Consider the following 26,659-nt stretch of genomic DNA (forward strand, 5'->3'; position numbering starts at 1 on the left):
TCCTGCCCCAACGGGGAACACCAAAGCGTTTTTACCCATTAATCAGATGTTTGGGAAATGTCATTTATAAAAACACTCCCAACTGTTCGGGGGATGATGAGTGGCCGGCGCTCCCAACGCCGGTTTTGGTGAGGCCGAATGTGTGCCAGCGTTTTGGGGAACGGTGGGTCAGCGCCCGCTGACAGCCACACATTGGCCTTTTTACCGCTGCTTTGCTCTATTGCGGCGCGAACCGGCACGGCCTATCAAACCGCATGGCCAAGCTTTACTTCAACTACTCCACAATGAACGCCGGAAAGTCGACCGTTCTGTTACAGGCCGCGCACAACTATAAAGAGCGCGGCATGGTGCCGTTCCTGATCACAGCACAGGTGGATGACCGGGCCGGCGACGGTCGTATTGCATCGCGCATCGGCATCGGTGAGCCGGCGGACACCTTCACGAGCGGAGAAGACCTTTTTTCCAAGATCGACAATCGGTTGAAGGAAGGCCCGGTCGCATGCGTTTTTGTGGATGAGGCGCAATTTCTCAGCACGGAACAGGTATGGCAACTGGCGCGCGCGGTGGATGATCTGGGTGTGCCGGTCATGTGCTTTGGGCTGCGGGTGGATTTTCGCGGAAAACTCTTTCCAGGGTCGGCCACATTGCTGGCGCTGGCCGATGAAATGCGCGAGGTGCGCACCATTTGCCATTGCGGCAAGAAAGCCAGCATGGTCATCCGCAAAGACGAAAACGGGACCGTGTTGCGCGATGGCGCGCAAATACAGGTCGGCGGCAACGAGACTTATGTATCGCTCTGCCGCCGCCATTGGCGCGAAGCCGCCGGCGACCGTTAGACCGCGTTGGGCAACGGGGTCCCGGCGAAAAACGCCTTGAGGTTATCCACGCTCATCAGCCCCATGTCCTCGCGCACTTCAAGCGCCGCCGTGCCGAGATGCGGCAAGAGGGCCACGTTTTCCATGTCGATCAGGGCCTTTGGCACTTCGGGCTCGAACTCATAGACATCAAGGCCCGCACCGGCGATCTGCCCCGCCTGCAAAGCAGCAATCAACGCCGATTCCTCGACGACATTGCCGCGCGCGATGTTGACCAGATGCGCGTGGGGTTGCATCGCAGATAGCACCTCGGCGTTGATCAGGTGATGGGTTTCTGCCCCGCCGGGCACGGCAATCACCAGCACATCGACGCACGCGGCAAGCTCCAGCAGACTGCCCTTGCGTTCAGCCTCGAAATCAAGCTCCTTTGGCGACCGGCTGTGATAGGCAACCTGCATCCCGAAGCCATAGGTGCAGCGGCGCGCAATTGCCTGACCGATTCGCCCCATGCCGACGATCCCGACAGTTTTGCCGCCCAGATGCATCCCCAAAAGCTGCGTGGGATGCCAGCCTTCCCACTGTCGCGCACGCAACAGCCGCTCGCCCTCGCCGGCACGGCGCGCGCTCATCAGCATCAACAACAGCGCGATATCGGCTGTGGCATCCGTGACCGCACCGGGTGTGTTGCTGACGGCGATCCCGGCGGCCTTGGCTGCCGCGACGTCGATGTGATTGTACCCGACGCCAAAATTCGCCAGCACCTGACACCGTGGCTTGGGCACATCCGCAAAGACCTCGGCAGTGAACATATCGCCGAGCGTTGGCACAACACCATCGAACTCTGCCAGCGCCATGCGCATTTCATCACCCGTCAACGGGGTGGTGATCTCGCGAACGGTCACATCAAAATGCGCGCGCGCCGCCTCCTGAACACGTTTCGGCAAGGGTCTCGCCATGTAAATTCTGGTCAATGCATCCGTCCTCCAATTGGTACGTCTTGGTCCGGGCTGATCAGAACGACCGCCCCGTTTTCATCCGGCACACCCAAAACAAGTACTTCGGATATGAATGGCCCGATCTGGCGCGGCGGAAAGTTCACCACTGCCATAACCCGTTTCCCGACAAGGCTTTCGGGTGTGTAATGCACGGTGATCTGTGCAGACGTCTTTTTCTCACCGATATCAGGGCCGAAATCGATCCACATCTTGATGGCGGGCTTTCGCGCCTCGGGAAAGGGCTCGGCGCGCAAAACCACGCCTGTGCGGATATCGACCTTCATGAAATCATCAAAGGTAATTTCAGCCATTGGCAAGTTCCCGCGATCTGTCGGCAGCGGCTTTGACGGCGCGCGCCATCAGGGACGGGAAACCGGTGCTTTCATCCATCAAGACTTCCAGCGCGGCCTGTGTGGTCCCGTTCGGCGACGTCACATTGATGCGCAGCTGTTCGGGTGTCTCTTCAGAGGTCATCGCCAGCGCACCCGCCCCGGCAACCGTCGCCTTGGCAAGCCGCATGGCCGTTTCAGCATCCAGCCCTTGCGCCTGCCCGGCCTGCGCCAGCGTTTCGATCATGTGAAACACATATGCAGGGCCCGAGCCGCTGACACCCGTGACGGCGTCAATCTGGCCCTCATCCGTGACATGCACGACTTCGCCCACCGCCTGCAAAAGGGCCTCAGCCTCAGCCAGGTGCTGCGCGCTGGCGGCATTGTTGCCCACGATTGCGGTGATGCCTTGGGATATGGCCGCCGGTGTATTCGGCATGGCGCGCACGATCGGCGTCTGTGCGCCCAAAATCTCTTCAAAAGCAGCCAGTGTTATGCCGGCAGCAACGCTGATGAAAAGCGTATCACCATTTCCCATGGGCTTTAAAAGCGGCAGCGCCTCGGCCATCATTTGCGGCTTGACGGCGACCAGAACAACGGCGGGGGCCTCTGGCAGGGTCCCGCTGAGGTCTACGCCGGTGCCGACCAGCCAGTCCGAGGGGTTTGGTTCCACCACCCAGACGGCACTGGCAGGTAATCCCGCCTCCAGCCAACCGGCCAGCATGGCCGACCCCATTTTTCCACAACCCAAAAGCACAAGGCCCCTGGTTGCAACCCGACTGTCTTGCATGCGTGTTCTCCCCCGGAAGCCGCGTGTTCCGGGGTGGGTTTTACGCGCGTCCGTAGGCCTCTGCAATGGCGACCTCAAGCGCCTGCTTCGGGCTCTGGTTTCCCCAGACCAGCAATTGCATCGCAGGATAATAACGCTCTGCACTCATGACGGCAGCGCTGATCATGGTGTCAATCTGCTCGGCACTTGCCACATTTCCGCCGGCGAGCACCAGACCGTAGCGATACACCATCAGCTTCTGCTCATCCCAATAGGTGAAAGCGCCCGCCCAGCACTGATCGTTCACGTTGTTCAACAACTCATAAAGCTCTGCGCGTTTTTCTTCTGGCGGCTCCATGTCAAAGGTACACACCATACGCAGCGTTTCGTCATAGGCCGACCACGCAAGCGTCAGCGAATACGTGCGCCACTGGCCCTCCACGGCCATGGCGATCTGCTCATCGGAAATCCGGTCAAAATCCCAGTCATGATGGGCTGCCAGATGTTCAACGATGTCAATGGGGTGAATGTCGTCTTCAAGATACTGCTCGGACAAGGCCATGGTGTTACCTCTTTTTATCGCTCTAGCGAAGGAGGTGCCATATAGCCCCCAAGGCTAGGTGCCTGCTCTAAGGAGCGGGGCGAGCCCCCGCATCCATACCAGATATGGTGCGGTGCGAATGAGGCTCTGGCAACCCCTATTCTTGGGGTAACCTACAATAACTTGTGGATACATTGAATTCAGGCCCAATTTCTTGGCGTCTGTTAACAAGTGACGTGAGGTTCGGGCGAGTATCAACGGATTGTTAATACACTACGTCGGTTTGGCGCTCCTGAGGGAACATGTTGCGGCAAACAAAAAATGTAATGGCGCGCAAGCGCCGCCTTTGGATCAGCCTTTGGCTTCAAGCGAATCGAGACGCGCTTTGAGCGCTTCGTTCTCCTCACGCGCCTTTTGCGCCATCGCACGCACGGCGTCGAATTCTTCGCGCGTCACAAAATCACGATCCGCCAGCCAGCGATCCATCATACCTTTCATCGCGGTTTCCGCTTCATCACGCGCGCCCTGGGCCACGCCCATCGCGTTGGTCATCAACTGCGAAATGTCATCAAAAATCTTATTGCGCGTCTGCATCTGTTTTCTCCGCTTTGCTCCCTCTTATATGGACCCGTCATCCCTGCTCTGCAAGGTTGACTTCCGCCAAGTGGCAAGGGCATGCATGCCACATGCGCGCTACCATTCCATTTCCAGATATGTCTCCCGAGATTTTTTCAATCTCGGTCTTCGGCTTTGACCTTGCCTTGCGCTGGTATGCTTTGGCCTACATCGTCGGTATCGTTCTGGGGTGGCGGCTGGTTCTGCGTGCCGTGAAACGACCCGATCTTTGGCGCGATGATCAACCTGTGATGACAGCCGCCCAGATCGAAGACCTGCTGACATGGGTCATTGTGGGTGTGATCCTTGGCGGGCGGCTGGGATATGTGTTTTTCTATCAACCCGGCTACTACCTGCAAAACCCGTCTGAAATCCTCGCGGTCTGGCAAGGGGGCATGGCCTTTCACGGGGGGCTTCTGGGCGTTATTGCCGCCGGGTTCATCTATACATGGCGGCACAGGATCGCGCGCCTGAGTGCGGCAGATATCATGGCGCTTGGCGTACCACCCGGCCTGCTGTTGGGGCGCATCGCCAATTTCATTAATGCCGAACTTTGGGGCCGTGCAACCGACATGCCTTGGGGCGTGGCCTTCCCCGGCGCGGCGGCCCAGGACTGCGCGGGCGTGGAGGGCATTTGCGCGCGCCATCCCTCACAACTCTATGAAGCTGGGCTCGAAGGGTTGATCCTCGGCGCGTTGCTGATCTGGCTCGTCTGGAAGAAAGCCGCGTTGAAAACGCCCGGCTATGTTGCCGGTGTCTTCTTTGCCGGCTACGGGGTCTCGCGCTTTTTCGTCGAATTTTTCCGCCAGCCTGATGCGCAATTCATAACGGACGGGAACCCGCTGGGTCTTGCGTGGCATATCAATGGGTGGGGGCTGACGATGGGGCAATGTCTTTCGCTTCCAATGATCCTGCTCGGGATATGGCTCATTGCCCGAGCGCGGCACGCGGCGTGAGCCTCAAAGACCAGCTGATCGCGCGGATCAAGGCGCATGGCCCCATGTCGGTGGCGGAGTACATGGGCGACTGCCTGCTGCACCCGACCTTGGGTTATTATACAACGCAACACCCCTTTGGCGGTTCGGGTGACTTCATCACCGCACCCGAAACCAGCCAGATGTTTGGTGAATTGATTGGTCTTTGCCTCGTGCAGGCTTGGGTCGATCAGGGACGGCCGTCACCCTTTGCCCTTGTCGAACTGGGGCCGGGGCGTGGTGTTCTGATGGCAGATATCCTGCGCGCCGCCGCTCAGGTGCCTGACTTTGCAAGAGCCGCGGAGGTGATTCTTGTTGAGGCATCGCCAAAGCTCCAAGAAATTCAGCGCGACACGCTCAAAGCGCATGCCGTGACCTTCGTGAAGGACGTAGCCAGCTTGCCACAGTGCCCCCTGTTCGTGGTGGCAAATGAGTTTTTTGACGCGCTTCCCATCCGGCAGTTTGTCAGATCAGGGCCCCATTGGCGCGAGCGTCAGGTCGGCTGCGACGCTGAGCAGCTGATATTCGGGATGGGCGCGCAAACACCGCAACCCGCCCTGAACGCGCGCCTGTCAGATACGAAAGAACACGATCTGGTCGAATATGCGCCCGCCGCCGCCCCCATCATGTCAGAACTGGGCAGCCGCATTGATACCCATGGCGGGGCCGGGCTGATCATAGACTACGGCGACTGGCGCAGTCTGGGTGATACCTTGCAGGCTGTGCGTCAGCATGAGTACACAGGCGTTCTGGATCATCCGGGCGAAAGCGATCTGACCGCGCATGTGGACTTCGAGGCGCTGGCGCAGGCCGTCCCTTGCGCCTTCTCCCGCCTGACACCGCAAGGCGTGTTTCTGGAACGGCTGGGCATTACACAGCGCGCGCAGCGCCTTGCGCAAAACCTGCCCAAAGATCTCCTCGAACAGCACATCAAGGCACATCGCCGCTTGACGCACCCGGAGGAAATGGGAAACCTGTTCAAAGTGCTTGGTCTCTTTCCCCATGGAAAGGCGCCCCCCGCGGGATTGGAAATATGACCCTTGAAATTCTGACAGCCGACAGCCTGTCCCCGATGCAACACGGCTTTTTTACGCGGCGTGGGGGGGCATCTTCGGGTGTATTTGCCGGGCTGAATTGCGGGTACGGCAGTTCGGATCAGACAGAGATCGTGGCGATCAATCGCAAGCGGGTATCCGACGCGATGGAGGTTGCACCGGAGTGTCTGATCGGTGTGCATCAGGTCCATTCGGCAGAGGCTGCAACAGTCAACCAACCCCGGCAGGACACGACCCGCGCCGATGCGCTGGTGACCGCGACACCGGGTATTGCGATTTCAGTTCTGACAGCGGATTGCCAGCCCGTCCTCTTTGCCGACAAGGACGCAGGCGTGATTGGTGCCGCCCATGCAGGATGGCGCGGCGCACTGGACGGCATTCTCGAAGCGACGGTCGATGCGATGATTGAACAGGGCGCACAGCGCGACAAAATCATCGCCGTCATAGGCCCGAGTATTTCGCAAGCCGCCTATGAAGTCGGCCCCGAGTTCTTTGACACATTCATGTCTCAGGATGAGCAATACGCCCGTTTTTTCGCTGGTGGGGCTGAGGGTCGCATGCAGTTTGACCTGCCCGGTTTTGGCCTGCACCGCCTGCGCGAGGCAGGCATCGGTCACGCGGAATGGACCCGGCATTGTACCTACGCCGACCCGGATCGTTTCTATTCCTACCGCCGCTCAACCCACGCCAAAGAGGCGGATTACGGACGCCTGATCGCGGCCATTCGCCTTTAGCAGCGAAATCCTGTGCCCATGGTGCGGCGCATGAATGATGGCGCAGCAGCCTGACACTACCTGATCTAAAAAACGTCTCCCCTGCCCGCGCCGGACCTTGATCAAAAGCTGCGCGCGTACCAGCGACGCGCGGCTCAAACGGTTTCGGCCAGACGTTCTTCGAGGACGTCAAATGAAACGCCGGGGTCATCCTTGGCCACGCGGATCACGAGCGATGTCTTGACGCTCGCCACATTGTGCGTCGTCAAAAGCTCGCCCGTCAAAAACCGCTGAAAACTGGACAAGTCAGGCGCTGCGCATTTCAGGATGAAGTCCACTTCACCGTTGAGCATGTGGCACTCGCGCACAAGTGGCCACGCGCGGCACCGGTCCTCAAAGGCCGTAAGGTCGGATTCGGCCTGACTGGCCAGACCGACCATGGCAAATACCTGCACCTCAAACCCCAGTTCGCGCGCATCCACCTCGGCATGATACCCCTTGATGTACCCGGCTTCCTCCAGCGTGCGGACGCGCCGCAAACAGGGGGGGGCCGAAATACCGACGCGTTTGGCCAGTTCCACATTGGTCATGCGTCCATCCGCTTGCAATTCGGCGAGAATTTTACGATCTATCTGATCCAAACGCATTGGCATCCGTGCTCCCTCATTTTTGCGTTTGTTATACCACCGACGCGGGCATGCGCAATAATATTTCACAATTGCGCAATATTCTTTCTCTCACATCCCCGTCACTGCGCAGGATCACGGCAGATGAGGGGTTTAAGAGCGCCTGATGCATCTATATATCCAAACGCGCTGCAATCAGTGAGATCGGGGATTCTTATGGGCGACACACGGCGCACACGCGTTCTAATCATCGGGTCCGGACCTGCCGGATATACCGCTGGCGTTTATGCCAGCCGCGCGATGCTCGAACCCATTCTGGTGCAGGGTATTGAACCGGGCGGACAGTTGACGACAACCACCGAGGTGGAGAACTGGCCCGGCGACAGCGAGGTTCAGGGCCCCGATCTGATGATCCGCATGCAGGATCACGCCAAGGCCATGGGCACCGAGATCATCGGTGACATCATCACGGATCTGAACCTTGAACAACGCCCGTTCGTGGCCAAGGGCGACAGCGGCACCACCTATATCGCCGACGCGGTCATTCTGGCCACCGGCGCGCGGGCCAAATGGCTGGGCCTGCCGTCAGAGGAAAAATTCAAAGGCTTCGGCGTGTCCGCCTGTGCCACCTGTGACGGGTTTTTCTACCGGGGGCAGGAGATTGCGGTGATCGGCGGGGGCAATACCGCCGTCGAAGAGGCGTTGTTCCTGACAAATTTCGCCTCCAAGGTGACGCTGGTGCACCGCCGTGATGAGTTACGGGCGGAAAAGATCCTGATCGACCGGCTGATGAAAAACCCCAAGATCGAACCCCTGTGGTTCCACGAACTGGATGAGGTCGTCGGTACGGAAAACCCGCTCGGCGTCGAAGCGATCCGCGTAAGGCACACCAAAACCTCAGAAATCACCGAAATCCCGGCGAAAGGTGTCTTCGTGGCCATCGGTCATGCCCCGGCCAATGAACTGGTCAAGGACGTGCTCGAAACCCATATGGGCGGCTATGTGGTGACCAAGCCGGACAGCACCGAAACCTCCATTCCCGGAGTCTTTGCGGCGGGTGATTTGACGGATCATATTTACCGTCAGGCTGTGACCTCTGCGGGCATGGGATGTATGGCCGCCCTTGAGGCCGAAAAGTTTCTCGCCGCACAGGATGCCGAAGCGCAGGCCGACGAGGGCGTCGCCGCCGAATAACTCTGGCACTGCTTGAAAGCAAACGCAGCACCCCTGCCGGGTGTTGCGTGCGTACGGTGGGTTAAGGGCACGCTCACCCGCCTTATGGATAACGCTGGATATGCCGCCTTTGCGGCCCTTTAAAGCGAGGTCCAACATGCCCACCCGAGCCGCCCTGTCCCATATTCCCGGCCCGCCGACGCCGCCCCTGATCGGCCATACGCTGAAAATCGCCCGGGACAGCTATGGCACGCAGCAAGACTACATCAAGCGCTACGGCCCTGTTTACAAAACCAAAATGCTGGGTGTGTGGCGGGTGAACCTCTGTGGGCCGGATGCCTTGCAACATGTGCTGCTGGACAAGGACAAGATTTTCTCTTCGACCGGAGGGTGGGATGCGCTGCGCCGCATCTATCCCGGCGGGTTGATCCTGCAGGACTTTGACAAACACCGGCAGGACCGTCGCATACTCACCGCCGCGTTTCGCGCCTCGGCCATCCGCGATTACCGCATGCGAATGGGCGAGATCATGCTTGATCTGTTGCAACACTGGCCCAAAGATGCACCTTTCGACTTTTACGAAGCGATCAAGGACCTGACCCTGCGCATGGGGGGCGCCGTGTTCATGGGCCTGCCGCTCGACGGTGATCTGGCCAAACAGATCAACCGGGCGATCACCGATGAAATCCGCGCCTCTGTCACACCAATCCGAACCGCGATCCCCTTTACCCCGATGTGGCGCGGCATCCGCGGGCGCGATTTTCTGCGCGAAACCTTCCGCAAGATGATCCCGGAACGACGTGCCCGCGGCGGGGACGATTTCTTTTCGCAGATGTGCATGGCCAAGGATGAAGACGGCAAGGGCTGGAGCGAAGACGAAATCCTCAACCATTTCAACCTGTTGATCATGGCAGCACATGATACCACCGCCACATCCCTGACCGTGATCATGGCGGCGCTGGGGACACATGGCGATTGGCAACAGCGCCTGATCGACGAAGTGGATGGCTTGGGCGATGGCGATCTGGACGAGGAAGCGCTGGGTCAGATGAAGGAAACAGACAAGGTTTTCCGCGAAGCCCTGCGTCTGGTGCCGCCCGTCCCGTTCATCCCGCGCATGGCCACACGGGATTTTCACTGGCACGGCTATGACATCCCCGCTGGGACCTCGCTTGCGCTGAACCCCGGGGTGACAATGCTCTCACCAGAGCTGTTTTCAAATCCGACACAGTTTGATCCCGACCGCTTTGCACCAGACCGGGCAGAGGACCGCATCCACCGTTTCGCATGGACGCCCTTTGGCGGCGGCGCGCATAAATGCATCGGCATGCATTTTGCTACGATGCAGGTAAAACTGTTCATCGCGACACTCTTGCGTCAACGCAGGATAGAACTGCCCGGCGGCGCGCCGGAATGGCACAGAATGCCTATTCCAAAGCCCAAAGGCGGGTTGCCCGTTCTTTTGCCCGCGCGGTAGGGCGGACACAAAAAAAGCCGCGGCATGCGTCGCGGCTTTCACCAAGGCTCAACTGTCTAGGGTCAGTGCACCGGCACCGGAGCGTAATCATTCTGGCGCGCCAGCACAAAGGCCAGTTTTCTGTCCGCGACCAGCGCCAATTGCTGCCCGTCACTGTCGTGCACCGCATAAAGCTGCTCAAGCCCTTCGATCTTGCCCTGCACTTCGGTCGGCAGATCGCTCACATCAACTGTTTTGACGTAAACGATACGGTTGTCGCGTGATGGTGTTTCAAACGGTTCCTGCATGGTCTTACCCCTTCTTGATGTTGATGGTCTGAACGACAGTCGGTGTTTTTTCCCGGCTCAGATCCAGATGCAGCAGACCGTTTTCCATCACGGCCTCCCCCACATCCACGCCCTCAGCCAGCACAAAACTGCGCTGGAACTGGCGCGCGGCGATCCCTCTGTGCAGGAAAACACGGCCCTCGTTGTCATCTGTCTGACGCCCCCGGATGACCAGCTGGCGGTCCTCAACGGTGATCGACAGATCGTCTTCGGAAAAACCCGCCACAGCCAGTGTGATGCGGTACGAAAACTCCGACGTCTGTTCGATGTTAAACGGAGGGTAGCCTTCGTTGCCGGCTTTCGCCGTGCGTTCCAGCAAACGTTCGAGTTGTTCAAATCCCAACATGTGGGGATAAGACGCCAAGGTCATTTTTGTCATGCGACACGTCCTTTTAGGATTAAGCGACAGTCAGCGCCGGCCCCTTTGAGGCAACCGGCTAACATCAATATGGGAAGGCTTGTCGCGCAAAGCAAGGGCTATGCGCTCAAAGGGTTATCGCTTATTATGCGGCGAAACGGTCAACGGAATCACAGTCCCATGAATGCGCCTACCGATCTGTCGATGAAAACGGATGAAGTCCTGCGGGTCGAGCTTGCAGTTTTCCGTCGTGAGCATCGCGATTTGGACGATGCAATTCATGCACTGGTCGAGCAGGGAACAGCCGATCAGCTGACCCTGCAGCGCCTGAAAAAGCGCAAGCTGCTGTTGAAAGACATCATCGCGCGGATCGAAGACCGTCTGACCCCGGATATCATCGCCTGAGGCATGCCCGGTGCATTGCGCACCCCATCCGTTTGATTATAGTCCGGATTTAGAAATATCAGGCGCAAGGGGCCCTTTTCAATGACACCTCCCTCTGTCGGAATAATCATGGGCAGCCAGTCGGATTGGCCAACCCTGCGTGAGGCCGCACTGGTGCTGGATGATCTTGGCGTTGCGTATGAAAAACGTATCGTTTCGGCCCATCGCACACCGGATCGGCTCTGGGACTATGGCGTCACCGCCGTGGACCGGGGCTTGCAGGTGATCATCGCCGGTGCCGGGGGCGCGGCCCATCTGCCCGGCATGATGGCATCAAAAACGCGCGTGCCGGTCATCGGGGTCCCTGTGCAGACACAGGCCCTGTCCGGTGTTGATTCGCTTTATTCGATCCTGCAGATGCCGCGCGGCTATCCGGTCGCGACAATGGCAATCGGGGCCGCCGGTGCCAAGAACGCCGGGCTGATGGCCGCAGGAATCCTTGCGCTCAACGATGCCGACCTTGCGGCACGTCTGGACGCATGGCGCGCTGCACTTTCTGCCTCCATCCCTGAGGAACCCGTTGATGAATGAACCCTTGAAGACCGGATCCACCATCGGGATCCTGGGTGGCGGGCAGCTGGGCCGGATGCTGGCCGTGGCGGCGGCCCGTCTTGGCCTCAAGACACATGTCTTTGAGCCCGGTGCTGAGCCCCCCGCAAGCCACACCGCGCACCGGCTGACAACCGCAGCTTACAGTGACACGGAAGCGTTGATCGCATTTGCACGCTCCGTTGATGTGGTCACATATGAGTTCGAGAACATCCCCACCGACGCGCTGGATACGATCGAGGCCATCACCCCGATAAGACCGGAACGCGAAGCCCTGCGCGTCAGTCAGGACCGCCTGATCGAAAAGGCATATCTTGAGGGTCTGGGCTTGCAAGTGGCTCCCTTTGCGCCGGTGAACGATGCTGCGAGCCTGCAAAAGGCGGTCGATCAGATCGGCACCCCCTCAATCCTCAAAACATGTCGCTTTGGCTATGATGGCAAAGGTCAGGCCAAGCTGAACACGCCTGACGACCAGCCTGCGGCACTGGCGGCGATGGCAGATCAGCCTGCCGTGCTCGAAGGGTTTGTGACCTTCAGCCGCGAAGTCTCCGTCATTGCCGCGCGCAGCGTCAATGGCGATGTGGCCTGTTTCGATCCCGGCGAAAACATCCACAAAAACGGCATTCTGCACACGACGACCGTCCCTGCATCCCTTAGCGCCACACAGCGCACAGATGCCGTATTGATGGCCGCGAAGATATTGAACGCTCTCGATTATGTTGGCGTGTTGGGGGTTGAGCTTTTCGTGACGCCCCAAGGTCTGATCGTGAATGAAATTGCACCACGGGTGCATAATTCGGGGCATTGGACGCAGAACGGCTGCGCCATCGACCAGTTTGAACAGCATATCCGCGCGATCGCAGGCTGGCCTTTGGGCGACGGAACGCGCCATTCGGATGTGGTCATGGAAAACCTGATCGGCGACGATATGGACCGCGTCGCAGAAATTGCACGCGAAAGCGGCGCAGCCTTACATCTTTATGGCAAGGCTGACGTCAAACCGGGGCGCAAAATGGGCCATGTGAACCGTATCGCACGCTGATCGCTCAGGCGGCGAAAAATCGGGTCGCGACATCGCCTGCCATATGGCTGATTCGCCCTTTGACCAGCGTCGCCGCGACGCGCCGGGTTTCTCTGTCAAGGATTACCAGATCAGCGCGTTTTCCGGGCGACAGCACGCCGCGATCCTCAAGACCCAGAACCTTTGCCGGGCCGCAGGACACAAGCCCCCACGCATCAGCAAAAGAGGCAAGCCCGGTTTTCGCCAGCATCAGCGCCGCGCGCCTCGGGCTGGGATAGTGGTAATCTGACGCGATGGCATCACACAGGCCAAGCGCGATCAGATCAACGGCGCTGGCGTTGCCCTTGTGTGAGCCCCCGCGCACCACATTCGGTGCGCCCAGAACCACAAGATCCCCCTTGGCTTTCGCGGCCTTGGCAGCCTCAAGCGTTTCGGGGAATTCGGCGATATGCGCGCCGCGCTCATGCCAGTCGTCCCGTATTGATTTTTGCGCATCGTCATGGCTGCCCATGCGGATACCCTGCGCGCTCAGTTGCGCACAAAGACCATCCAGCGCCACCGGTACATCGTCTGAGTGCGCATGCAAATCCATCATCATCTGAAAATGCACATCCGGGTTACGCCCGGCCTTGAGCGCCTGCCCGACCATGCGGGGCGGTTGGCGACCCTGCGCCAGACGCGCATGCGGCAGGTGATCGTTGAAAACGATGTATTCAACGCCCCACTGCATCATCTTTTCCGGAATATCCGGATAAAGGTCCAGCAAATGCGTCTCCAGCCGCAATTGCGCCCGCAGGTCCGTGACCAGCTTGGGCGCAGTTTCCTTTATCGCGCGGAACACCTGATCTGCAAAAGTGAGACCGCGCAATCCGCCCTCCCAACTGACGAATTGCGCCAGTACCCCCGTCGTAATCCCATTGGCGGCGAGTTCGGTTTCCGTGGCAATCAACCCTTCGGCCATTTCTTTCATCGCGCCACGACGCGGCGCGAGGTGACGCTCAAAACCATCGCCATGCACGTCGATAATACCCGGCAGCACCATATAGCCGCTGAGGTCCACATCGCGCCCTGCCCCTTGCGCGCAAATCATGCCATCGCTCATGCAAAGCGGGTCGTTATGCATGCCCACAGGGCCGAGCACGTCGCCACCGACAAATCTAAGGTCTTCCAATCTGATCCCCCACACCCGGCACGCAACTGCCATCCGGACAGCCCAGTTGATCCAGTATCGTGTCAAACCACGTGATGCTCTGGTCAAAAGCACCTGTGTTCAGAAACGCCATGACCTGACCGATCACCGTCGGGCTGTTCATCATGAAGGTATGCGTAACAGGCAGAATGATATGATCTTTCATGCCCGCTACACGCGTTGAATAAACGGCGACCTTGCCGTCATCCGCGCCGGGCAGGAGTGTCGAAAAATAGGGGTTGATCGACTGGTCCCCCGCAATGACCCCCAATTCAAAATTCACAGGCGGCAGGCTGCGCGGCAGATCATTCGGCCCGGTGCCAAGCTGTTCGCCTGCAGGGCCGTTGATCCAGCCGAAGGCTTCGATGTCGTCAAAAGCATCGACCACCTCGCTGCCTTGATTGGGCGGGCCCAGCATCACGACGCGGCCGATCCTGTCAGAGCCGACCTCGGCCGCCCATTGGCGCAGCAAAATGCCACCCATGGAATGGGTCACAAAATCGACGCGGGGCACATCCCCGCAGGCGGCCACCGCATCCGGCAGGGTTCTGGCAACCAGTTCTTCGACAGGTGCCTCTGTTGACGGATATCCGGGACGCACCACGCGGTAGTTCTCTGAGGCGAGGGCCGCCTCCATCAGCGCAAAGGAGAGTTCGGTGCGCGCCAGCCCATGCAACAGGACGACACATCGGTTTTGCACATCCGCCGCCCCGAGCGTTGCCCAAAAGCTCGCAACCATCAAAACAGATAAGAAGACGCGTTTCATAGGCTGTCAGATAGAGCTATTGTGCGCCATTAAAAAGGACGACGTAACGCTGTTTGACAGGAATTTGCACGAATGCGCCCAAAATCACCAAGAATTGCGGCACGCGCGATCATCGTCAGGAACAACCGTATTCTTCTGGTAAACGCCTGGCCTGACGGCAAAAGCACGCTGCTTTGTGCGCCCGGTGGTGGGGTGCACGTCGGCACCTCGCTGCCGCAGAACCTTGCGCGCGAAGTCCATGAAGAAACCGGCTTGCGCATCGAGGTCGGTGCCCCCTGCCTCATCAACGAGTTTCACGACCCCGATACGGGCTTTCACCAGATCGAGGTATTCTTTCGGTGCACATTGTCGGGCAGCGACACGATTGACCCCGACTGGAATGATCCGGAAAACATCGTCTCCCAATGGGTCTGGGCATCACCGGAGGAGATGAAAAACCACAGGGTGAAACCCGACAGCCTGTTTCCGGTCGCGTTCGGGGACGAGATGGCATTCAGCTACGATCCGCTGGAGACGATTGTTTTGTGACCGCAAGGCCGATGCCCGCGACAACAAGTGCCGCCGCCACTGCGATTTCGAGGGTAAGGCGTTCATTCAGCACCAGGGCCCCAGCGAGGATCGCGATGATCGGCACGCTCAGTTGAACGACAGCGGCGACGCTTTGCTGCAGGCTTGGCAGCACACTGTACCACAGCGCATAGCCCAGACCAGAAGTCAGCGCCCCACACAGGATCGCCAGCAAAACGCCGATACCCGAGGCCTGTTCGATAAAGGCGAAGGTCAGGATCAACAATATCGGCAGGCAAATCAGAAAATTCGCTGCGGTCGCCGCCAGCGGGTTGGCTTCGGATTTTCCGCTGATCGTATAGGCGGCCCAGCCAAGCCCGGCACAGATCATGCTCGCAGCCCCCAGTATCCCGCCGCTGTCACCCGGTTCCGGCCAGAGCGCGACAACCAGCCCCAGAAAGGCAATTCCCGCCCCCATCAACTGGCGCAGGGTCGGCGTGACCCCATAGACAGCCCCGTAGGTAAACATGGAAATCTGCACAACCCCAAAGAGGATGAGCGCCCCAAGCCCCGCATCAAGTGTGATGTAAGCCACTGAAAAGCCGATCATATAGATGCAAAGGCTCACCGCTCCAATCAGGCGCGCACGCCCGCGCACGGGCACCTTTGCGCCCTTCATCAGCACAAGACCACACAGCAGCGCCGCCCCGGCAAGAACGCGGATCAAGGCAAAGCTGATGGGGTCGATGTGCCCCGGTTCAATCGCCATACGGGTCAGGATGGAATTCGACGCAAAGGCGATCATCGTGAAACTGGTGACGAAAAACAAGCGCATGGCCGTTCCCTGATGCTGAACCTGCGGTCCGTTGATGCGCCTTGGCATGGGCAACTGCCTATACTGGAAGCGTATCGAGGGAAAGAGGGGGACCATCGCGCGCGTCCCGCGCAAGCCCGTGGACCACGCCCGCGCAGACCCGTGCGCGATAGAAAAAGGGGCCCGCCATCTCTGGCGCGCCCCCATAGTTCATACCGTCAGGTATGGCATGATTACATCATGCCGCCCATGCCGCCCATGTCGGGCATGCCGCCGCCTGGTGCTGCGCCCTCTTTGGCTGGGCGATCTGCGACCATGGCTTCGGTTGTGATCAAGAGACCTGCGATAGATGCCGCGTCCTGCAGGGCAGTGCGCACAACTTTCGCCGGGTCAATCACACCAAACGCGAACATGTCACCATATTCTTCAGTCTGGGCGTTGAAGCCGAACTTCAGATCGTCGCTTTCACGGATCTTGCCTGCGACGACGGATCCGTCGACGCCTGCGTTTTCCGCGATCTGACGCAGAGGTGCTTCGAGCGCCTTGCGCACGATGCTGATGCCGACGTTCTGGTCGTTGTTGTCACCGGTCAGACCCTCAAGGTGCTTGCCAGCCTGTACCAGCGCAACACCACCGCCAACGACGATGCCTTCTTGCACGGCAGCGCGTGTGGCGTTCAGCGCGTCATCAACGCGATCCTTACGCTCTTTCACTTCCACTTCGGTCATGCCACCAACGCGGATCACAGCAACACCGCCTGCCAGTTTGGCAACACGTTCCTGCAGCTTTTCACGATCGTAGTCGGATGTGGTCTCTTCGATCTGCGTGCGGATCTGAGCGACACGTGCTTCGATCTCGGCTTTCTCGCCAGCGCCATCAACGATTGTTGTCTCGTCTTTGGTGATCTGGATTTTCTTGGCCGAGCCCAGCATGTCCATTGTCACGGATTCAAGCTTCATGCCCAGATCTTCGGAGATGACCTGACCACCTGTGAGGATCGCGATGTCCTGCAGCATGGCTTTGCGGCGATCGCCGAAACCAGGTGCTTTGACAGCTGCGATTTTCAGACCGCCGCGCAGCTTGTTGACAACCAGAGTTGCCAGCGCTTCGCCTTCGACATCCTCAGCAATGATGAGAAGCGGTTTTTGCGACTGGATCACCTGCTCCAGCAGGGGAACCATTGGCTGCAGGGAGGACAGTTTCTTTTCGTGCAGCAGCACGATGCAGTCTTCCAGCTCTGTGGTCATCTTGTCGGCGTTGGTGACAAAGTAAGGCGACAGATACCCGCGGTCGAACTGCATGCCCTCAACCACGTCTGTTTCTGTTTCCAGACCTTTGTTTTCCTCGACGGTGATCACACCCTCGTTGCCGACTTTCTGCATCGCATCCGCGATTTGCTGACCGATTTCAGCTTCGCCGTTGGCAGAGATCGTGCCGACCTGTGCAACTTCTGCGCTGTCGCTGACTTCACGTGCGGCGTCCTTGATCGCAGCGACAACTTTGACAGTCGCCAGATCAATACCACGCTTTAGGTCCATCGGGTTCATGCCAGCGGCAACCGACTTCAGACCTTCCTTGACGATGGCCTGCGCCAGAACAGTGGCGGTTGTTGTGCCGTCGCCTGCTTCGTCGTTGGTGCGGGAAGCGACTTCCTTCACCATCTGCGCGCCCATGTTTTCGAACTTATCTTCCAGTTCGATCTCTTTTGCCACGGACACACCGTCCTTGGTGATGCGCGGTGCGCCGAAAGATTTGTCCAGAACGACGTTACGCCCTTTTGGGCCAAGTGTAACTTTAACCGCGTCGGCCAGGATGTTCACACCCTTGAGCATACGGTTCCGGGCATCGGTGTCGAATTTGACGTCCTTAGCAGCCATTTTTGTTCTCCGTTTAAATTAAGTGTTCAGCGTTGGATCAGACAATCCGGGGCTTTCAGGCCGCTTTGGCTTCTGCCGCGGCTGCGATGATCCCGAGGATGTCGCTCTCTTTCATGATCAACAGCTCTTCACCGTCGAGGGTGACTTCTGTTCCGGACCATTTGCCAAAGAGGATTTTATCACCTTCGGATACGGCCATCTCGATCAGTTCGCCGCTGTCCTTGCGCGCGCCTTCACCGCAGGCAACAACGATGCCCTCTGCGGGTTTTTCTTTCGCGCTTTCGGGGATGATCAATCCGCCGGAAGTTTTCTCTTCGCTTTCAACGCGGCGCACCAAAACACGGTCATGAAGTGGTTTGAATGTCATCTTTGCAGCTCCTTAAGGCTCAAAGTTTCTCCCAGACAGCATCCTCGTTCCTGTGGAATGCCGTCGTTATCACTCATTCGGTACGAGTGCTAACGCGCTGTAGTTAGGGATAGGCGCGATACGAGTCAACAGCGACGTCCGCAAATTTTTCCCAATCTCGAACACTTCTGCTTTTCAGGACTCAATCACCCAAAACCCGAGGCGTCAGCGCCACGGCTTCCGCCCCTGCAGAGGTCAGTCCATAGACACCGGTTGCCACTTTTTCAAACCAGTTATAGTGGTCATCCCGCATGATACGCGTCGCGTTCACAACGCCTGTTTCGCGTGCAACCTCGGCCCCTTTCGACGCCCCGACCTCAAACAGGTAAAGCGCAATCTTGGTCGCATCCTGCCGATAGGCGGTTATCAGCCCCGCGCGGGTCTGCCCGCCTTCATTCGGGTCCCCCGCACGGCGCGCAAACTCGCGCAACAGGGCCGACTGGCGTTTTTTCGATTTGCGCGGCCGATAGGGTCCGGGGTCGCAATGCACCTCAACCAGACCATCAGACAGACGCACCGTAATCACACCCAGCGACAAACGCCGCGCAAGGGCGACATTCTCTTTCAGAGATCTGGCAAACCGCTTGCCGGCCAACCTCGGAACCGCAAGATAGACGTCATCCGTCACCGCCTGACGCGCGATGCATTGATGAAACAGCGCCAGGGAAAACCCCGTTTTCAACTCGACCACAACCGGCGGCTCATCCCCGCGCAGCGCAACCACATCCACCGCCCCGATCTCGGACTTGACACGATACCCCTGCCCTTCGAGCAAGGATTTTATCGGCGGATACAAGTCAGTCTCTCGCATGTTTTTCCTCTGGCATGCCGTTCATTGGCACGCGAAAACTCAAAACAGATATGTCCACAGCCGGGGTTTGGTGTCACTGGTCGCCAGCGCCAAGGCAGCCACCTGCGGTTGAAAAACCATAGAATAAGGGCTCATTCAACTTTGAGTTATGCACTATTTTGTTCTGGCGGCGGCCCGGAGGGTGTAGGGTTAACGAATAATTAAAAAATAAAGTTAACGAAACTGGGACAATCAAACCATGAAAATTAGAACAACGATAGCGGCTGCAATGGCAGCTACAATAATCGCGGGCGCCGGATCGGCGGGTGTGATTTCTGGCGACTACCGAGCATCCTCTGCGATTGGATCGGGAACGCAAACATCAGACCATAGCTTGTGGATCCAAAACGGCCTTGGCGGCGCCATTGGCAGTGACTTCGACTTTTCGCCCGACGGGCTTCTAAGCGTTTTGGGCGATGGCACGATGAACCTGTCCGGCACCGTCATTTCACAAGACAATGCGAACGCGGGTTTCGTCATCAGCTTCGATTACAATAATGTTTTTGAAACGGCTGGCGGCACGGCGTTCACACCGACGTTCAAAAGCGAAAACGGATCAGCATCGGCGCCCGATACGATACTGCGCAATTTGACCGGTGGCACGATGATGGGCACCGGAATTCTGGCTGGTTTGAACCTCAGCGTGACGCGGTTGCCGGAAAATGGAAGTGACGCCACGCAAGTCGGGTCAAGCCCGGCAGCGGGAATCCGCGGCGCAAACAACAAGAACGAAAACCTGGGCATGGCGAACTGGTTCAAAATCGCTGTTACGTCGAGCAACTGCGGCACTTTTTGCACCAATAACGCATCGGACATTTCGAGCCTTGCCGGCCGACAGGGCGATATCAACGTAGATCTCGCACCGGTGCCTTTGCCTGCCGGCATGTTGCTTTTGCTGACAGGTATTGGCGGTCTGGCCGCCGCGCGCCGCCGCAAAAGCTGAACCCGCCAAAGTGACAAGGCCGCGCCCAATTAGGGCGCGGTTTTTTCATGTCCGCCATTCAGCCAAGTAAAAATGCCGCGCCGCAGCATTGATGGGGTGACAAGCCGCAGGACGGTGTTATAAGGCGCGCAACACTCAAATTGCGTATGAATGGATCATCTCATGACAACCCTCGTTTTTGGCCATAAATCCCCCGACACCGACAGTACCGGATCCCCGATCATCTGGTCGTGGTACCTCAACACCATCAAGGGAACAGAGGCCAAGCCGGTTCTGCTGGGGGAACCGAATACCGAAGCGCTTTTCATGCTGGATCACTGGTCGCTGGATAAGCCGGAAATCATTTCAGAATTGGCAAGCGATACGCCCGTTGTCATCGTGGACACCAACAACCCCGCTGAGCTGCCCGACAACATCAACGACGCCGATATCACGCAGATCATTGATCACCATAAACTGGTGGGCGGCCTTGAAACCAAGGGTCCGATTGACATCAGAATTGAACCGCTGGCCTGCACCGCGACATTGATGTGGAAGATGATCGGCAAGGATATGGCCCAGATGCCAACGTCGATCAAAGGCGCGATGCTGTCCTGCATCCTGTCAGACACGCTCGAATTCCGCAGCCCCACCACGACGCAGGAAGACAAGGCCATCGCCCATGATCTGGCCAAAGACCTGGGCGTCGATATTCCGACCTACGCCAGCGCATTGTTCGCCGCGAAATCCGACGTCTCCGCCTTTTCCGAGGCTGAACTGCTGCGTATGGACAGCAAGGAATACGCCGTGGGCGGCAAGCAATTCCGTGTCTCCGTGCTGGAAACCACGTCGCCTGCACAGGTCCTTGATCGCAAGAATGCGCTGATGGCGGCCATGCCCGGTGTGGCCAAAGAGGACAGTGCAGACGAGGTTCTGTTGTTCGTTGTGGACATCCTCAATGAAGAAGCAACGCTTCTGGTCCCGAATGACACAGTGAAAACCGTCGCGGAAAAGAGCTTTGGCGCAACGGTCGATGCGGATACTGTCGTCCTGCCCGGCATCATGAGCCGCAAGAAACAAATCATTCCGAACCTGAAAATCTGATCACAGGGCCGCGTGCCTTTTCACTTGTCGGCCAGCGTCGGTTCGCCCGCGCTGGCCGACAGTCTTTTTATCTGCAAAGGATCTGACCATGACACGCATTATCTCGGCCCTTTCGGATGTATCGGCGCAGTATGACGCGCTTTTTGTCGACCTCTGGGGCTGTGTCCATAACGGTGTGCAGGCTCTGCCCGAAGCGGTCGCGGCCTTGCAGGAATACCGCGCGCAAGGGGGCAAGGTCGTGCTTGTCACCAACTCGCCCCGCCCGCGCGCCGGGGTTCAGAAACAGCTGGCGCATTTCGGCGTGCCGGACGATTCCTGGGACACGATCGCGACCTCGGGTGACAGCGCGCGCGCCGCTCTTTATCGCGGTGTCGTGGGTCAGAAGGTCTGGCACATCGGCCCGCCCACGGATCTGAAGTTTTTCGAACCCCTGCTCCTGTCGGAGACCCCTGTCGATATCGAACGCGTCGAACTTAACCAAGCCGAAGGTATGGTTTGCACGGGTCCCTTCGACAGTCTGGCCGACCCTGCGGTGATGCGCCCGCAGTTTCTGATGGCCAAGCAGCTTGGGCTGAAACTGCTCTGTGCCAACCCGGATATCATTGTTGATCGCGGCGAGACGCGCGAATGGTGTGCCGGTGCACTTGCCAAGCTGTACGAGAAAATGGGCGGAGAGAGCCTTTATTTCGGCAAACCGCATCCCCCGATCTATGATCTGGCGCGCCGCCGTCTGGCCGAGTTGAACGTCGATATCCCCGACGGTCGTATTCTGGCCATTGGCGATGGCGTGCTGACGGACATCGCAGGCGCCATGGGCGAAGACATTGATTCCCTGTTCATTTCAGGGGGATTGGCGGCCCGGGAAACCAAAACCGGGCACCAGCCCGATGCGCAAGCCCTTGAAACTTACCTGAATAACGAAAAATCCAACCCCACCTTCACAATCGGCTTCCTGCGCTGACGTCTTTTTGCTTGATTTTCTGCGCGCGCAAAGTAATAAAGTTTCAAGACTTATCGCTTAGCTGTTAGAAAATTACCGGAAGGGTCATCATGTTGGACAATCTGCCACGCGGAACAATCTGCATTGAAGACATTGAAATGGGCATGTCGCGCCACCTGAACAAGGTTGTGACCGATGAAGATATCGAGATGTTCGCGCAGATCTCAACCGACCGTAACCCGGTGCACCTTGACGATGATTACGCGCGGGACACGATTTTCGAGGGGCGCATCGCGCACGGTATGCTGACCGCAGGTCTGATTTCAGCCGTGATCGGGGAACAATTGCCCGGGCACGGCACGGTTTATCTGGGGCAATCGCTCAAGTTCCTCGCGCCCGTGCGTCCCGGCGATATGGTCTACGCAGAGGTCAAGGTCATTGACATCGACCCCGCAAAACGGCGGGTCAAAATGGAATGTCACTGCGCGGTTGATGGCAAGAAGGTGCTGGTCGGCGAAGCGACCGTGATGGCGCCGTCACGCAAGTTCGACTAAGCATCACGCGCACCCCGCACGGCGCTTGCGTGTTTTCACGCTGCGGGCTACGCAGGGCGCATGAAAATACTGCGCGATTACCAATTCGTTGAACCCGAGCATCGTGGCGCCAGCGCTGCGATTGGCAATTTTGACGGCGTCCACCTAGGGCATCAATCCGTTATCGACCTTGCGCGCAGCGTCGCGCCGGATGCCCCTTTGGGTATCCTGACGTTTGAGCCACACCCGCGCGCGTTTTTTGCCCCCGACGCACCGCCCTTCAGGCTGATGAGCCGCGAGGCACGCGCCAGCCGGTTGGAAAAACTCGGTGTGGATATCCTCTACGAAGTGAACTTCAACGCCGCCCTCGCCAGCCTGACCCCCGAGGACTTCGCCGTGCGCGTCATCCACGAGGGGTTCGGGCTGAAACATGTCATCGTCGGTGCGGATTTCTGCTTTGGCAAAGGGCGCAGCGGGACGGCTGATGACCTCAGGCGTTTCGGCCAGACCATGGGGTTTGACGTCACGGTGGCACCGCTGATGGCACGCTCCGACATCACCGTGTCCTCAACGGCCATCCGCAGCGCGCTGAGTGCGGGCAAGCCCCGTGAGGCCGCCGAGATGCTGGGCCACTGGCACCGGATCGAAGGGCCCGTGATCGGCGGGGAGCAACGCGGCCGCGAACTGGGCTATCCGACCGCGAACATGTCGATTGACGGTCTGCACCCTCCGGCCTTTGGTGTTTATGCCGTGCTGGTTGACGTGCTCGACGGGGCGCATGCGGGCAGCTATCACGGCGTTGCCTCAATGGGCGTGCGCCCCATGTTTGGCGAAAACCGCCCCAATCTGGAAACTTTCATCTTCGACTTTTCCGGCGATCTTTACGGCACGCCCTTGTCGGTTGCATTGGTGGAACATCTGCGGCCAGAACTCAAATTCGACGGGCTGGATGCGTTGATTGCGCAAATGGATCAGGACAGCACCGCCGCGCGCACCATTCTGGACGCTTTATGAGCGACCCGATTGACCGCAAGGGCCTCAAGGACCGCTATTGGGAGCGCAAGCCGCTGTCCGCGATGAACCAGCGCGAGTGGGAAGCACTGTGCGATGGATGCGGGAAATGCTGCCTGAACAAACTTGAGGACGAAGACACCGGCGAGGTGGCCCTCACGCGCATCGCCTGCCGCCTGCTGGATGATGACAGCTGCCGCTGCGCGCATTATGAAAACCGGCACCAATTCGTGCCTGACTGCATTGTTCTCAAACCTGACAACCTCGACACCCACGCCTATTGGATGCCCCAAACCTGCGCCTATCGCCTCTTGTGGCAAGGCGATGCGCTGCCTGACTGGCACCCGCTGATCTCAGGCACGGCGCAATCCGTCCATGACGCGGGCATCTCGGTGCGTGGCATCACACTGAGCGAATTCGATGTCCCGCAGGACGAATGGGAAGAACATATCATTGAGGAGCCGTCCTGATGTATCTCGCCTCTGACAACACCGGACCCGCACACCCGCAAGTGATGGAACATGTGCTGGCTGCCAATGAAGGCTACGCTATGCCCTACGGCGCAGACCCGATCATGGAACGCGTGCGTGACAGGATGCGCGATGTCTTTGAAGCCCCGGATGCGGCGGTCTATCTGGTCGCCACTGGCACAGCGGCCAATGCGCTGGCGCTGGCGTGTTATGGTCAGCCGTGGCAGACGGTTTTCTGCTCACCAGTGGCGCATATCCACGAGGATGAATGCAACGCGCCTGAATTTTACAGTGCGGGCAGCAAACTCACCCTCGTGCCCGGTTCGGACAGGATGACACCGGATGCACTGCGGTCATCAATCGAAACAGAGGAAAGCCGCGGCGTGCACGGGCCGCAGCGTGGTCCCGTCTCGATCACACAGGTCACGGAACGCGGCGGTGTCTACACCCTTGATGAGATTACCTCCCTCACGGATGTTGCAAAACACTATGGTCTGCCTGTGCATCTGGACGGGGCACGGTTTGCAAATGCCATGGTGGCGCTGGAATGTTCGGCTGCTGAAATGACGTGGAAACGCGGCGTCGATGTCGTCAGCTTTGGGGGTACGAAAAACGGCTGTCTGGGGGTGGAGGCCGTCGTTTTCTTTGACCCTGACAAAGCCTGGGAATTCGAATTGCGCCGCAAACGGGGCGCGCATCTTTTCTCAAAACACCGCTTTTTATCTGCCCAGATGGAAGGGTATCTGAAAAACGATATCTGGCTGGATATGGCGCGCCAATCCAATGCGCGCGCGGCACAGCTCAGCGCGGGGCTGTTGGAAAAAGGCGCGCATTTCCTCCATGCGCCTGATGCCAATATGATTTTCGCAAGTTTCCCGCGCCGGATACACCAGCGCCTGCATGACGCGGGCGCGAAATACTACATCTGGTCCGGAAATCTGGAAGGGGATGACCCGGACGCGTTGCTCGCCGCCCGCCTCGTTTGTGATTGGTCCCTGAGCGAAGAACACATCGCTGAGTTCCTAAGCCATTTTTAGAAACGACAGAAGCGCTTGCCCCACGGCCTCTGGGTGCGTGATCGGCGACATATGCCCTGCCCCCGCGATCGTCACGCTGCGCGCATCGGGCAAACGGTGCGCCAGCGCATCGACGATCGAACCCGCGATTTCCGGACTTTGTGCGCCCTTGATCAGCAACACCGGCATCCGCGCCCGTGCCAGCCGCCCGGGCGCAAGAAGCGCATGGCTGTCGTCAAGAATGGCAGCATGTTGCGCAGGGATAAGATGCATACGGTCGGTCATGTAGCGCCGGGTCGCAGCTGGAATATCCGCCCATGCAACGCCACTGCCCCAAAGCCGGTTGAACGCACGGGCCGCATCCTCCCAATCGCCCTTGTGCAGCGCCGCTTCATAGGGTTTTGAAACATGCATGAACCGCGCCAGCGCGTCCGGCGCATCCACTTTGGTAATCGCAAAGAACACGGGCTCAATGAGGGTCAGCGATCTGACCATTTCCGGCCGCGACACAGCCAGCAACAGTGCAACGACAGACCCGTAGGAATGGCCAATCACATCGACCGGTTCAGTGAGATATGGCGCGGCATCACTGAGGGACAGGGCGGTTAAATCACATTGCCGGTCCCACGCCGGGCTGGTCCCGTGCCCCGGAAGATCAATCGCGGTCAGGGACAGTTTTTCCCCGATAACCTGCCCCAAACCCCGCCACGCGCCAGAATGTGCGAGGCTGCAATGGATGGCCAGCGCCTTGCGCGCCCCGTCACCAAAACGTCTTGTACCTGCGCTCACATTTTTCCCGCAAGCACCGCATCCAGATCGTCAATCCGGTCCTGCCCCCAGAAACGCTGATCACGATCCGTGATGTAAAAGGGGGAGCCGAACACGCCCCGTTCCACCGCCTCTTCAAGGTTGGCCGCGTAGGTTTCGGCCCCCTCAAGCAATCCGCTGTCTGCAAGTGCTGGATCAAACCCGGCCTCGGACAGACAGCTTCGCACCACGCCGTCCTCGGCAATATCCTTGTTTTCGGCCCAGACGGCGCGGGTGATCGCAAACATCAGCTTGCCCAGATCGCCGCCCCCTGCGTTTTGCGCTGCGATGAACGCATAGGAGGACGGCGCCCCATTGGTGGGCCAATGTGCAGGTTTGAGGTTGAAGGCCAACCCCAGCTTGGCGGCTTGGCGCACAAGTTCCTGCGCGCGGTATTCCACGCGACTCACGTGCCGGTCTTTTGGCGCTGTCCCGCCTGTGCGCGCGAAAAGCGCCATGATATCGAGCGGTTTGTAGGTAATCGTCGCATTGTGTTTCGCTGCAACCTCTTCGGCCCGGTTCCCGGCCAAGTAGGCATAGGGCGACAGTGTTGAGAAAAACAAATCGATATGTGCCATTTTTACGTTTCCTTGTGGCCTTGGGTTCTTTGCCGATTGGTAAGGCCGTGTTAGGTGAAGTCAACATCACGAATCTGTCACAATTCCCT

The 26,659-nt window shown here is 58.7% G+C and carries 33 protein-coding genes; 17 read left to right on the plus strand and 16 right to left on the minus strand.

Annotation, left to right across the window (positions count from 1 at the left end; translation table 11 throughout):
- The first annotated feature begins 254 nt into the window (after positions 1-254).
- Positions 255-836 (plus strand): thymidine kinase, encoded by a 582-nt coding sequence (locus RD1_RS16075; RefSeq protein ID WP_044033212.1) that lies wholly within the window; start codon positions 255-257, stop codon positions 834-836.
- Here RD1_RS16075 and RD1_RS16080 read toward each other — a convergent pair.
- From RD1_RS16080 to RD1_RS16100, 5 genes are all read right to left on the minus strand, one after another.
- A complete protein-coding gene (locus tag RD1_RS16080) occupies positions 833-1,771 on the minus strand; it encodes a 2-hydroxyacid dehydrogenase (RefSeq protein ID WP_044033213.1) in 939 nt (312 codons plus the stop codon). The two genes, RD1_RS16075 and RD1_RS16080, sit on opposite strands and share 4 nt — an antisense overlap.
- A gap of 11 nt (positions 1,772-1,782) precedes the next feature.
- Complete coding sequence (locus RD1_RS16085; protein WP_011569593.1) at positions 1,783-2,121, minus strand: tRNA-binding protein; 339 nt, start codon at positions 2,119-2,121, stop codon at positions 1,783-1,785.
- Entirely contained in the window at positions 2,114-2,929 is an 816-nt protein-coding gene (gene proC / locus RD1_RS16090) for a pyrroline-5-carboxylate reductase (RefSeq protein WP_011569594.1), read from the minus strand. Before proC ends, RD1_RS16085 begins: the two co-directional genes overlap by 8 nt.
- 40 nt (positions 2,930-2,969) lie before the next feature.
- Entirely contained in the window at positions 2,970-3,470 is a 501-nt protein-coding gene (locus tag RD1_RS16095) for a YbjN domain-containing protein (protein WP_011569595.1), read from the minus strand.
- Between the two features lie 330 nt (positions 3,471-3,800).
- Entirely contained in the window at positions 3,801-4,043 is a 243-nt protein-coding gene (locus tag RD1_RS16100; RefSeq protein ID WP_011569596.1) for an accessory factor UbiK family protein, read from the minus strand.
- Positions 4,044-4,135: 92 nt separating this feature from the next.
- Here RD1_RS16100 and lgt point away from each other — a divergent pair, with 92 nt between their 5' ends.
- Genes lgt through pgeF form a run of 3 tightly spaced genes read left to right on the plus strand, consistent with a single transcriptional unit; the run spans position 4,136 to position 6,827 of the window.
- Positions 4,136-5,020, plus strand: coding sequence for a prolipoprotein diacylglyceryl transferase (lgt, locus tag RD1_RS16105; protein WP_011569597.1), 885 nt, complete (start codon positions 4,136-4,138; stop codon positions 5,018-5,020).
- Positions 5,017-6,075 carry a class I SAM-dependent methyltransferase gene (locus RD1_RS16110; protein ID WP_011569598.1) on the plus strand — a complete coding sequence of 353 codons (1,059 nt, stop codon included), beginning with the start codon at positions 5,017-5,019 and terminating at the stop codon, positions 6,073-6,075. The genes lgt and RD1_RS16110 overlap by 4 nt, the downstream gene beginning before the upstream one ends.
- Positions 6,072-6,827 carry a peptidoglycan editing factor PgeF gene (pgeF, locus tag RD1_RS16115; RefSeq protein WP_011569599.1) on the plus strand — a complete coding sequence of 252 codons (756 nt, stop codon included), beginning with the start codon at positions 6,072-6,074 and terminating at the stop codon, positions 6,825-6,827. The genes RD1_RS16110 and pgeF overlap by 4 nt, the downstream gene beginning before the upstream one ends.
- Before the next feature lie 134 nt (positions 6,828-6,961).
- Here the strand turns inward: pgeF and RD1_RS16120 are convergent, their stop codons facing one another.
- A complete protein-coding gene (locus RD1_RS16120) occupies positions 6,962-7,459 on the minus strand; it encodes an Lrp/AsnC family transcriptional regulator (protein WP_011569600.1) in 498 nt (165 codons plus the stop codon).
- Between the two features lie 189 nt (positions 7,460-7,648).
- On the opposite strand from RD1_RS16120, the gene trxB reads away from it, so the two are divergent.
- Both trxB and RD1_RS16130 read left to right on the plus strand, forming a co-directional pair.
- Positions 7,649-8,626, plus strand: a complete 978-nt coding sequence (gene trxB, locus RD1_RS16125; RefSeq protein WP_011569601.1) for a thioredoxin-disulfide reductase — start codon at positions 7,649-7,651, stop codon at positions 8,624-8,626.
- A 136-nt stretch (positions 8,627-8,762) separates the two neighbouring features.
- Complete coding sequence (locus RD1_RS16130) at positions 8,763-10,082, plus strand: cytochrome P450 (protein WP_105880358.1); 1,320 nt, start codon at positions 8,763-8,765, stop codon at positions 10,080-10,082.
- Positions 10,083-10,144: 62 nt separating this feature from the next.
- On the opposite strand, the gene RD1_RS16135 is transcribed toward RD1_RS16130, so the two are convergent.
- Together RD1_RS16135 and RD1_RS16140 are read right to left on the minus strand one after the other, a co-directional pair.
- Positions 10,145-10,369 (minus strand): DUF1150 family protein, encoded by a 225-nt coding sequence (locus RD1_RS16135; protein WP_011569603.1) that lies wholly within the window; start codon positions 10,367-10,369, stop codon positions 10,145-10,147.
- 4 nt (positions 10,370-10,373) lie between these two features.
- Positions 10,374-10,787 carry an Hsp20 family protein gene (locus RD1_RS16140; protein WP_011569604.1) on the minus strand — a complete coding sequence of 138 codons (414 nt, stop codon included), beginning with the start codon at positions 10,785-10,787 and terminating at the stop codon, positions 10,374-10,376.
- Between the two features lie 159 nt (positions 10,788-10,946).
- Between RD1_RS16140 and RD1_RS16145 the strand changes: the two genes are divergently transcribed.
- The 3 genes from RD1_RS16145 (at position 10,947) to RD1_RS16155 (ending at position 12,801) form a co-directional block, all read left to right on the plus strand.
- Positions 10,947-11,171: a YdcH family protein gene (locus RD1_RS16145; protein WP_044033214.1), complete on the plus strand. Its 225-nt coding sequence runs from the start codon at positions 10,947-10,949 to the stop codon at positions 11,169-11,171.
- A gap of 81 nt (positions 11,172-11,252) precedes the next feature.
- The gene (gene purE, locus RD1_RS16150) at positions 11,253-11,741 is read left to right on the plus strand and encodes a 5-(carboxyamino)imidazole ribonucleotide mutase (RefSeq protein ID WP_011569605.1); all 489 of its coding nucleotides are present in this window, start codon (positions 11,253-11,255) and stop codon (positions 11,739-11,741) included.
- Entirely contained in the window at positions 11,734-12,801 is a 1,068-nt protein-coding gene (locus RD1_RS16155) for a 5-(carboxyamino)imidazole ribonucleotide synthase (protein ID WP_011569606.1), read from the plus strand. The genes purE and RD1_RS16155 overlap by 8 nt, the downstream gene beginning before the upstream one ends.
- A 4-nt stretch (positions 12,802-12,805) precedes the next feature.
- Here RD1_RS16155 and RD1_RS16160 read toward each other — a convergent pair whose 3' ends face one another.
- The gene (locus tag RD1_RS16160) at positions 12,806-13,951 is read right to left on the minus strand and encodes an alpha-D-ribose 1-methylphosphonate 5-triphosphate diphosphatase (RefSeq protein WP_044033215.1); all 1,146 of its coding nucleotides are present in this window, start codon (positions 13,949-13,951) and stop codon (positions 12,806-12,808) included.
- Positions 13,938-14,708, minus strand: coding sequence for an alpha/beta fold hydrolase (locus tag RD1_RS16165; protein WP_085978967.1), 771 nt, complete (start codon positions 14,706-14,708; stop codon positions 13,938-13,940). The genes RD1_RS16160 and RD1_RS16165 overlap by 14 nt, the downstream gene beginning before the upstream one ends.
- A 99-nt stretch (positions 14,709-14,807) precedes the next feature.
- Between RD1_RS16165 and RD1_RS16170 the strand changes: the two genes are divergently transcribed.
- Positions 14,808-15,263, plus strand: a complete 456-nt coding sequence (locus RD1_RS16170) for an NUDIX domain-containing protein (RefSeq protein ID WP_011569609.1) — start codon at positions 14,808-14,810, stop codon at positions 15,261-15,263.
- Here the strand turns inward: RD1_RS16170 and RD1_RS16175 are convergent.
- From RD1_RS16175 to RD1_RS16190, 4 genes are all read right to left on the minus strand, one after another.
- Positions 15,229-16,077: a DMT family transporter gene (locus tag RD1_RS16175; protein WP_011569610.1), complete on the minus strand. Its 849-nt coding sequence runs from the start codon at positions 16,075-16,077 to the stop codon at positions 15,229-15,231. The genes RD1_RS16170 and RD1_RS16175 overlap by 35 nt on opposite strands.
- Before the next feature lie 212 nt (positions 16,078-16,289).
- Positions 16,290-17,933 (minus strand): chaperonin GroEL, encoded by a 1,644-nt coding sequence (gene groL / locus RD1_RS16180; RefSeq protein ID WP_011569611.1) that lies wholly within the window; start codon positions 17,931-17,933, stop codon positions 16,290-16,292.
- A gap of 55 nt (positions 17,934-17,988) precedes the next feature.
- On the minus strand, positions 17,989-18,300 hold the full coding sequence (locus tag RD1_RS16185; protein ID WP_011569612.1) for a co-chaperone GroES: 312 nt from the start codon (positions 18,298-18,300) through the stop codon (positions 17,989-17,991).
- 181 nt (positions 18,301-18,481) lie between these two features.
- Positions 18,482-19,150, minus strand: a complete 669-nt coding sequence (locus RD1_RS16190; RefSeq protein WP_011569613.1) for a DUF2161 domain-containing phosphodiesterase — start codon at positions 19,148-19,150, stop codon at positions 18,482-18,484.
- 268 nt (positions 19,151-19,418) lie between these two features.
- On the opposite strand from RD1_RS16190, the gene RD1_RS16195 reads away from it, so the two are divergent.
- The 7 genes from RD1_RS16195 to RD1_RS16225 all read left to right on the plus strand — a co-directional run bounded on the left by RD1_RS16195 (position 19,419) and on the right by RD1_RS16225 (position 25,206).
- On the plus strand, positions 19,419-20,132 hold the full coding sequence (locus tag RD1_RS16195; protein ID WP_011569614.1) for a VPLPA-CTERM sorting domain-containing protein: 714 nt from the start codon (positions 19,419-19,421) through the stop codon (positions 20,130-20,132).
- A 162-nt stretch (positions 20,133-20,294) separates the two neighbouring features.
- Positions 20,295-21,215 (plus strand): manganese-dependent inorganic pyrophosphatase, encoded by a 921-nt coding sequence (locus RD1_RS16200; RefSeq protein WP_011569615.1) that lies wholly within the window; start codon positions 20,295-20,297, stop codon positions 21,213-21,215.
- Between the two features lie 88 nt (positions 21,216-21,303).
- Positions 21,304-22,176 (plus strand): TIGR01459 family HAD-type hydrolase, encoded by an 873-nt coding sequence (locus RD1_RS16205; RefSeq protein WP_011569616.1) that lies wholly within the window; start codon positions 21,304-21,306, stop codon positions 22,174-22,176.
- Positions 22,177-22,265: 89 nt separating this feature from the next.
- Positions 22,266-22,709, plus strand: coding sequence for a MaoC family dehydratase (locus RD1_RS16210; RefSeq protein ID WP_011569617.1), 444 nt, complete (start codon positions 22,266-22,268; stop codon positions 22,707-22,709).
- A 60-nt stretch (positions 22,710-22,769) separates the two neighbouring features.
- Positions 22,770-23,702 carry a bifunctional riboflavin kinase/FAD synthetase gene (locus RD1_RS16215; protein WP_011569618.1) on the plus strand — a complete coding sequence of 311 codons (933 nt, stop codon included), beginning with the start codon at positions 22,770-22,772 and terminating at the stop codon, positions 23,700-23,702.
- A complete protein-coding gene (locus RD1_RS16220; RefSeq protein WP_011569619.1) occupies positions 23,699-24,169 on the plus strand; it encodes a YcgN family cysteine cluster protein in 471 nt (156 codons plus the stop codon). The genes RD1_RS16215 and RD1_RS16220 overlap by 4 nt, the downstream gene beginning before the upstream one ends.
- Entirely contained in the window at positions 24,169-25,206 is a 1,038-nt protein-coding gene (locus RD1_RS16225) for a threonine aldolase family protein (RefSeq protein WP_011569620.1), read from the plus strand. The genes RD1_RS16220 and RD1_RS16225 overlap by 1 nt, the downstream gene beginning before the upstream one ends.
- Here the strand turns inward: RD1_RS16225 and RD1_RS16230 are convergent.
- Together RD1_RS16230 and RD1_RS16235 are read right to left on the minus strand one after the other, a co-directional pair.
- On the minus strand, positions 25,192-25,974 hold the full coding sequence (locus tag RD1_RS16230; protein WP_011569621.1) for an alpha/beta fold hydrolase: 783 nt from the start codon (positions 25,972-25,974) through the stop codon (positions 25,192-25,194). The two genes, RD1_RS16225 and RD1_RS16230, sit on opposite strands and share 15 nt — an antisense overlap.
- The gene (locus tag RD1_RS16235; RefSeq protein ID WP_011569622.1) at positions 25,971-26,570 is read right to left on the minus strand and encodes a 2-hydroxychromene-2-carboxylate isomerase; all 600 of its coding nucleotides are present in this window, start codon (positions 26,568-26,570) and stop codon (positions 25,971-25,973) included. Before RD1_RS16235 ends, RD1_RS16230 begins: the two co-directional genes overlap by 4 nt.
- Positions 26,571-26,659: the final 89 nt, after the last annotated feature.

Origin of the sequence: Roseobacter denitrificans OCh 114, assembly GCF_000014045.1 — a bacterium.
GTDB lineage: Bacteria > Pseudomonadota > Alphaproteobacteria > Rhodobacterales > Rhodobacteraceae > Roseobacter > Roseobacter denitrificans.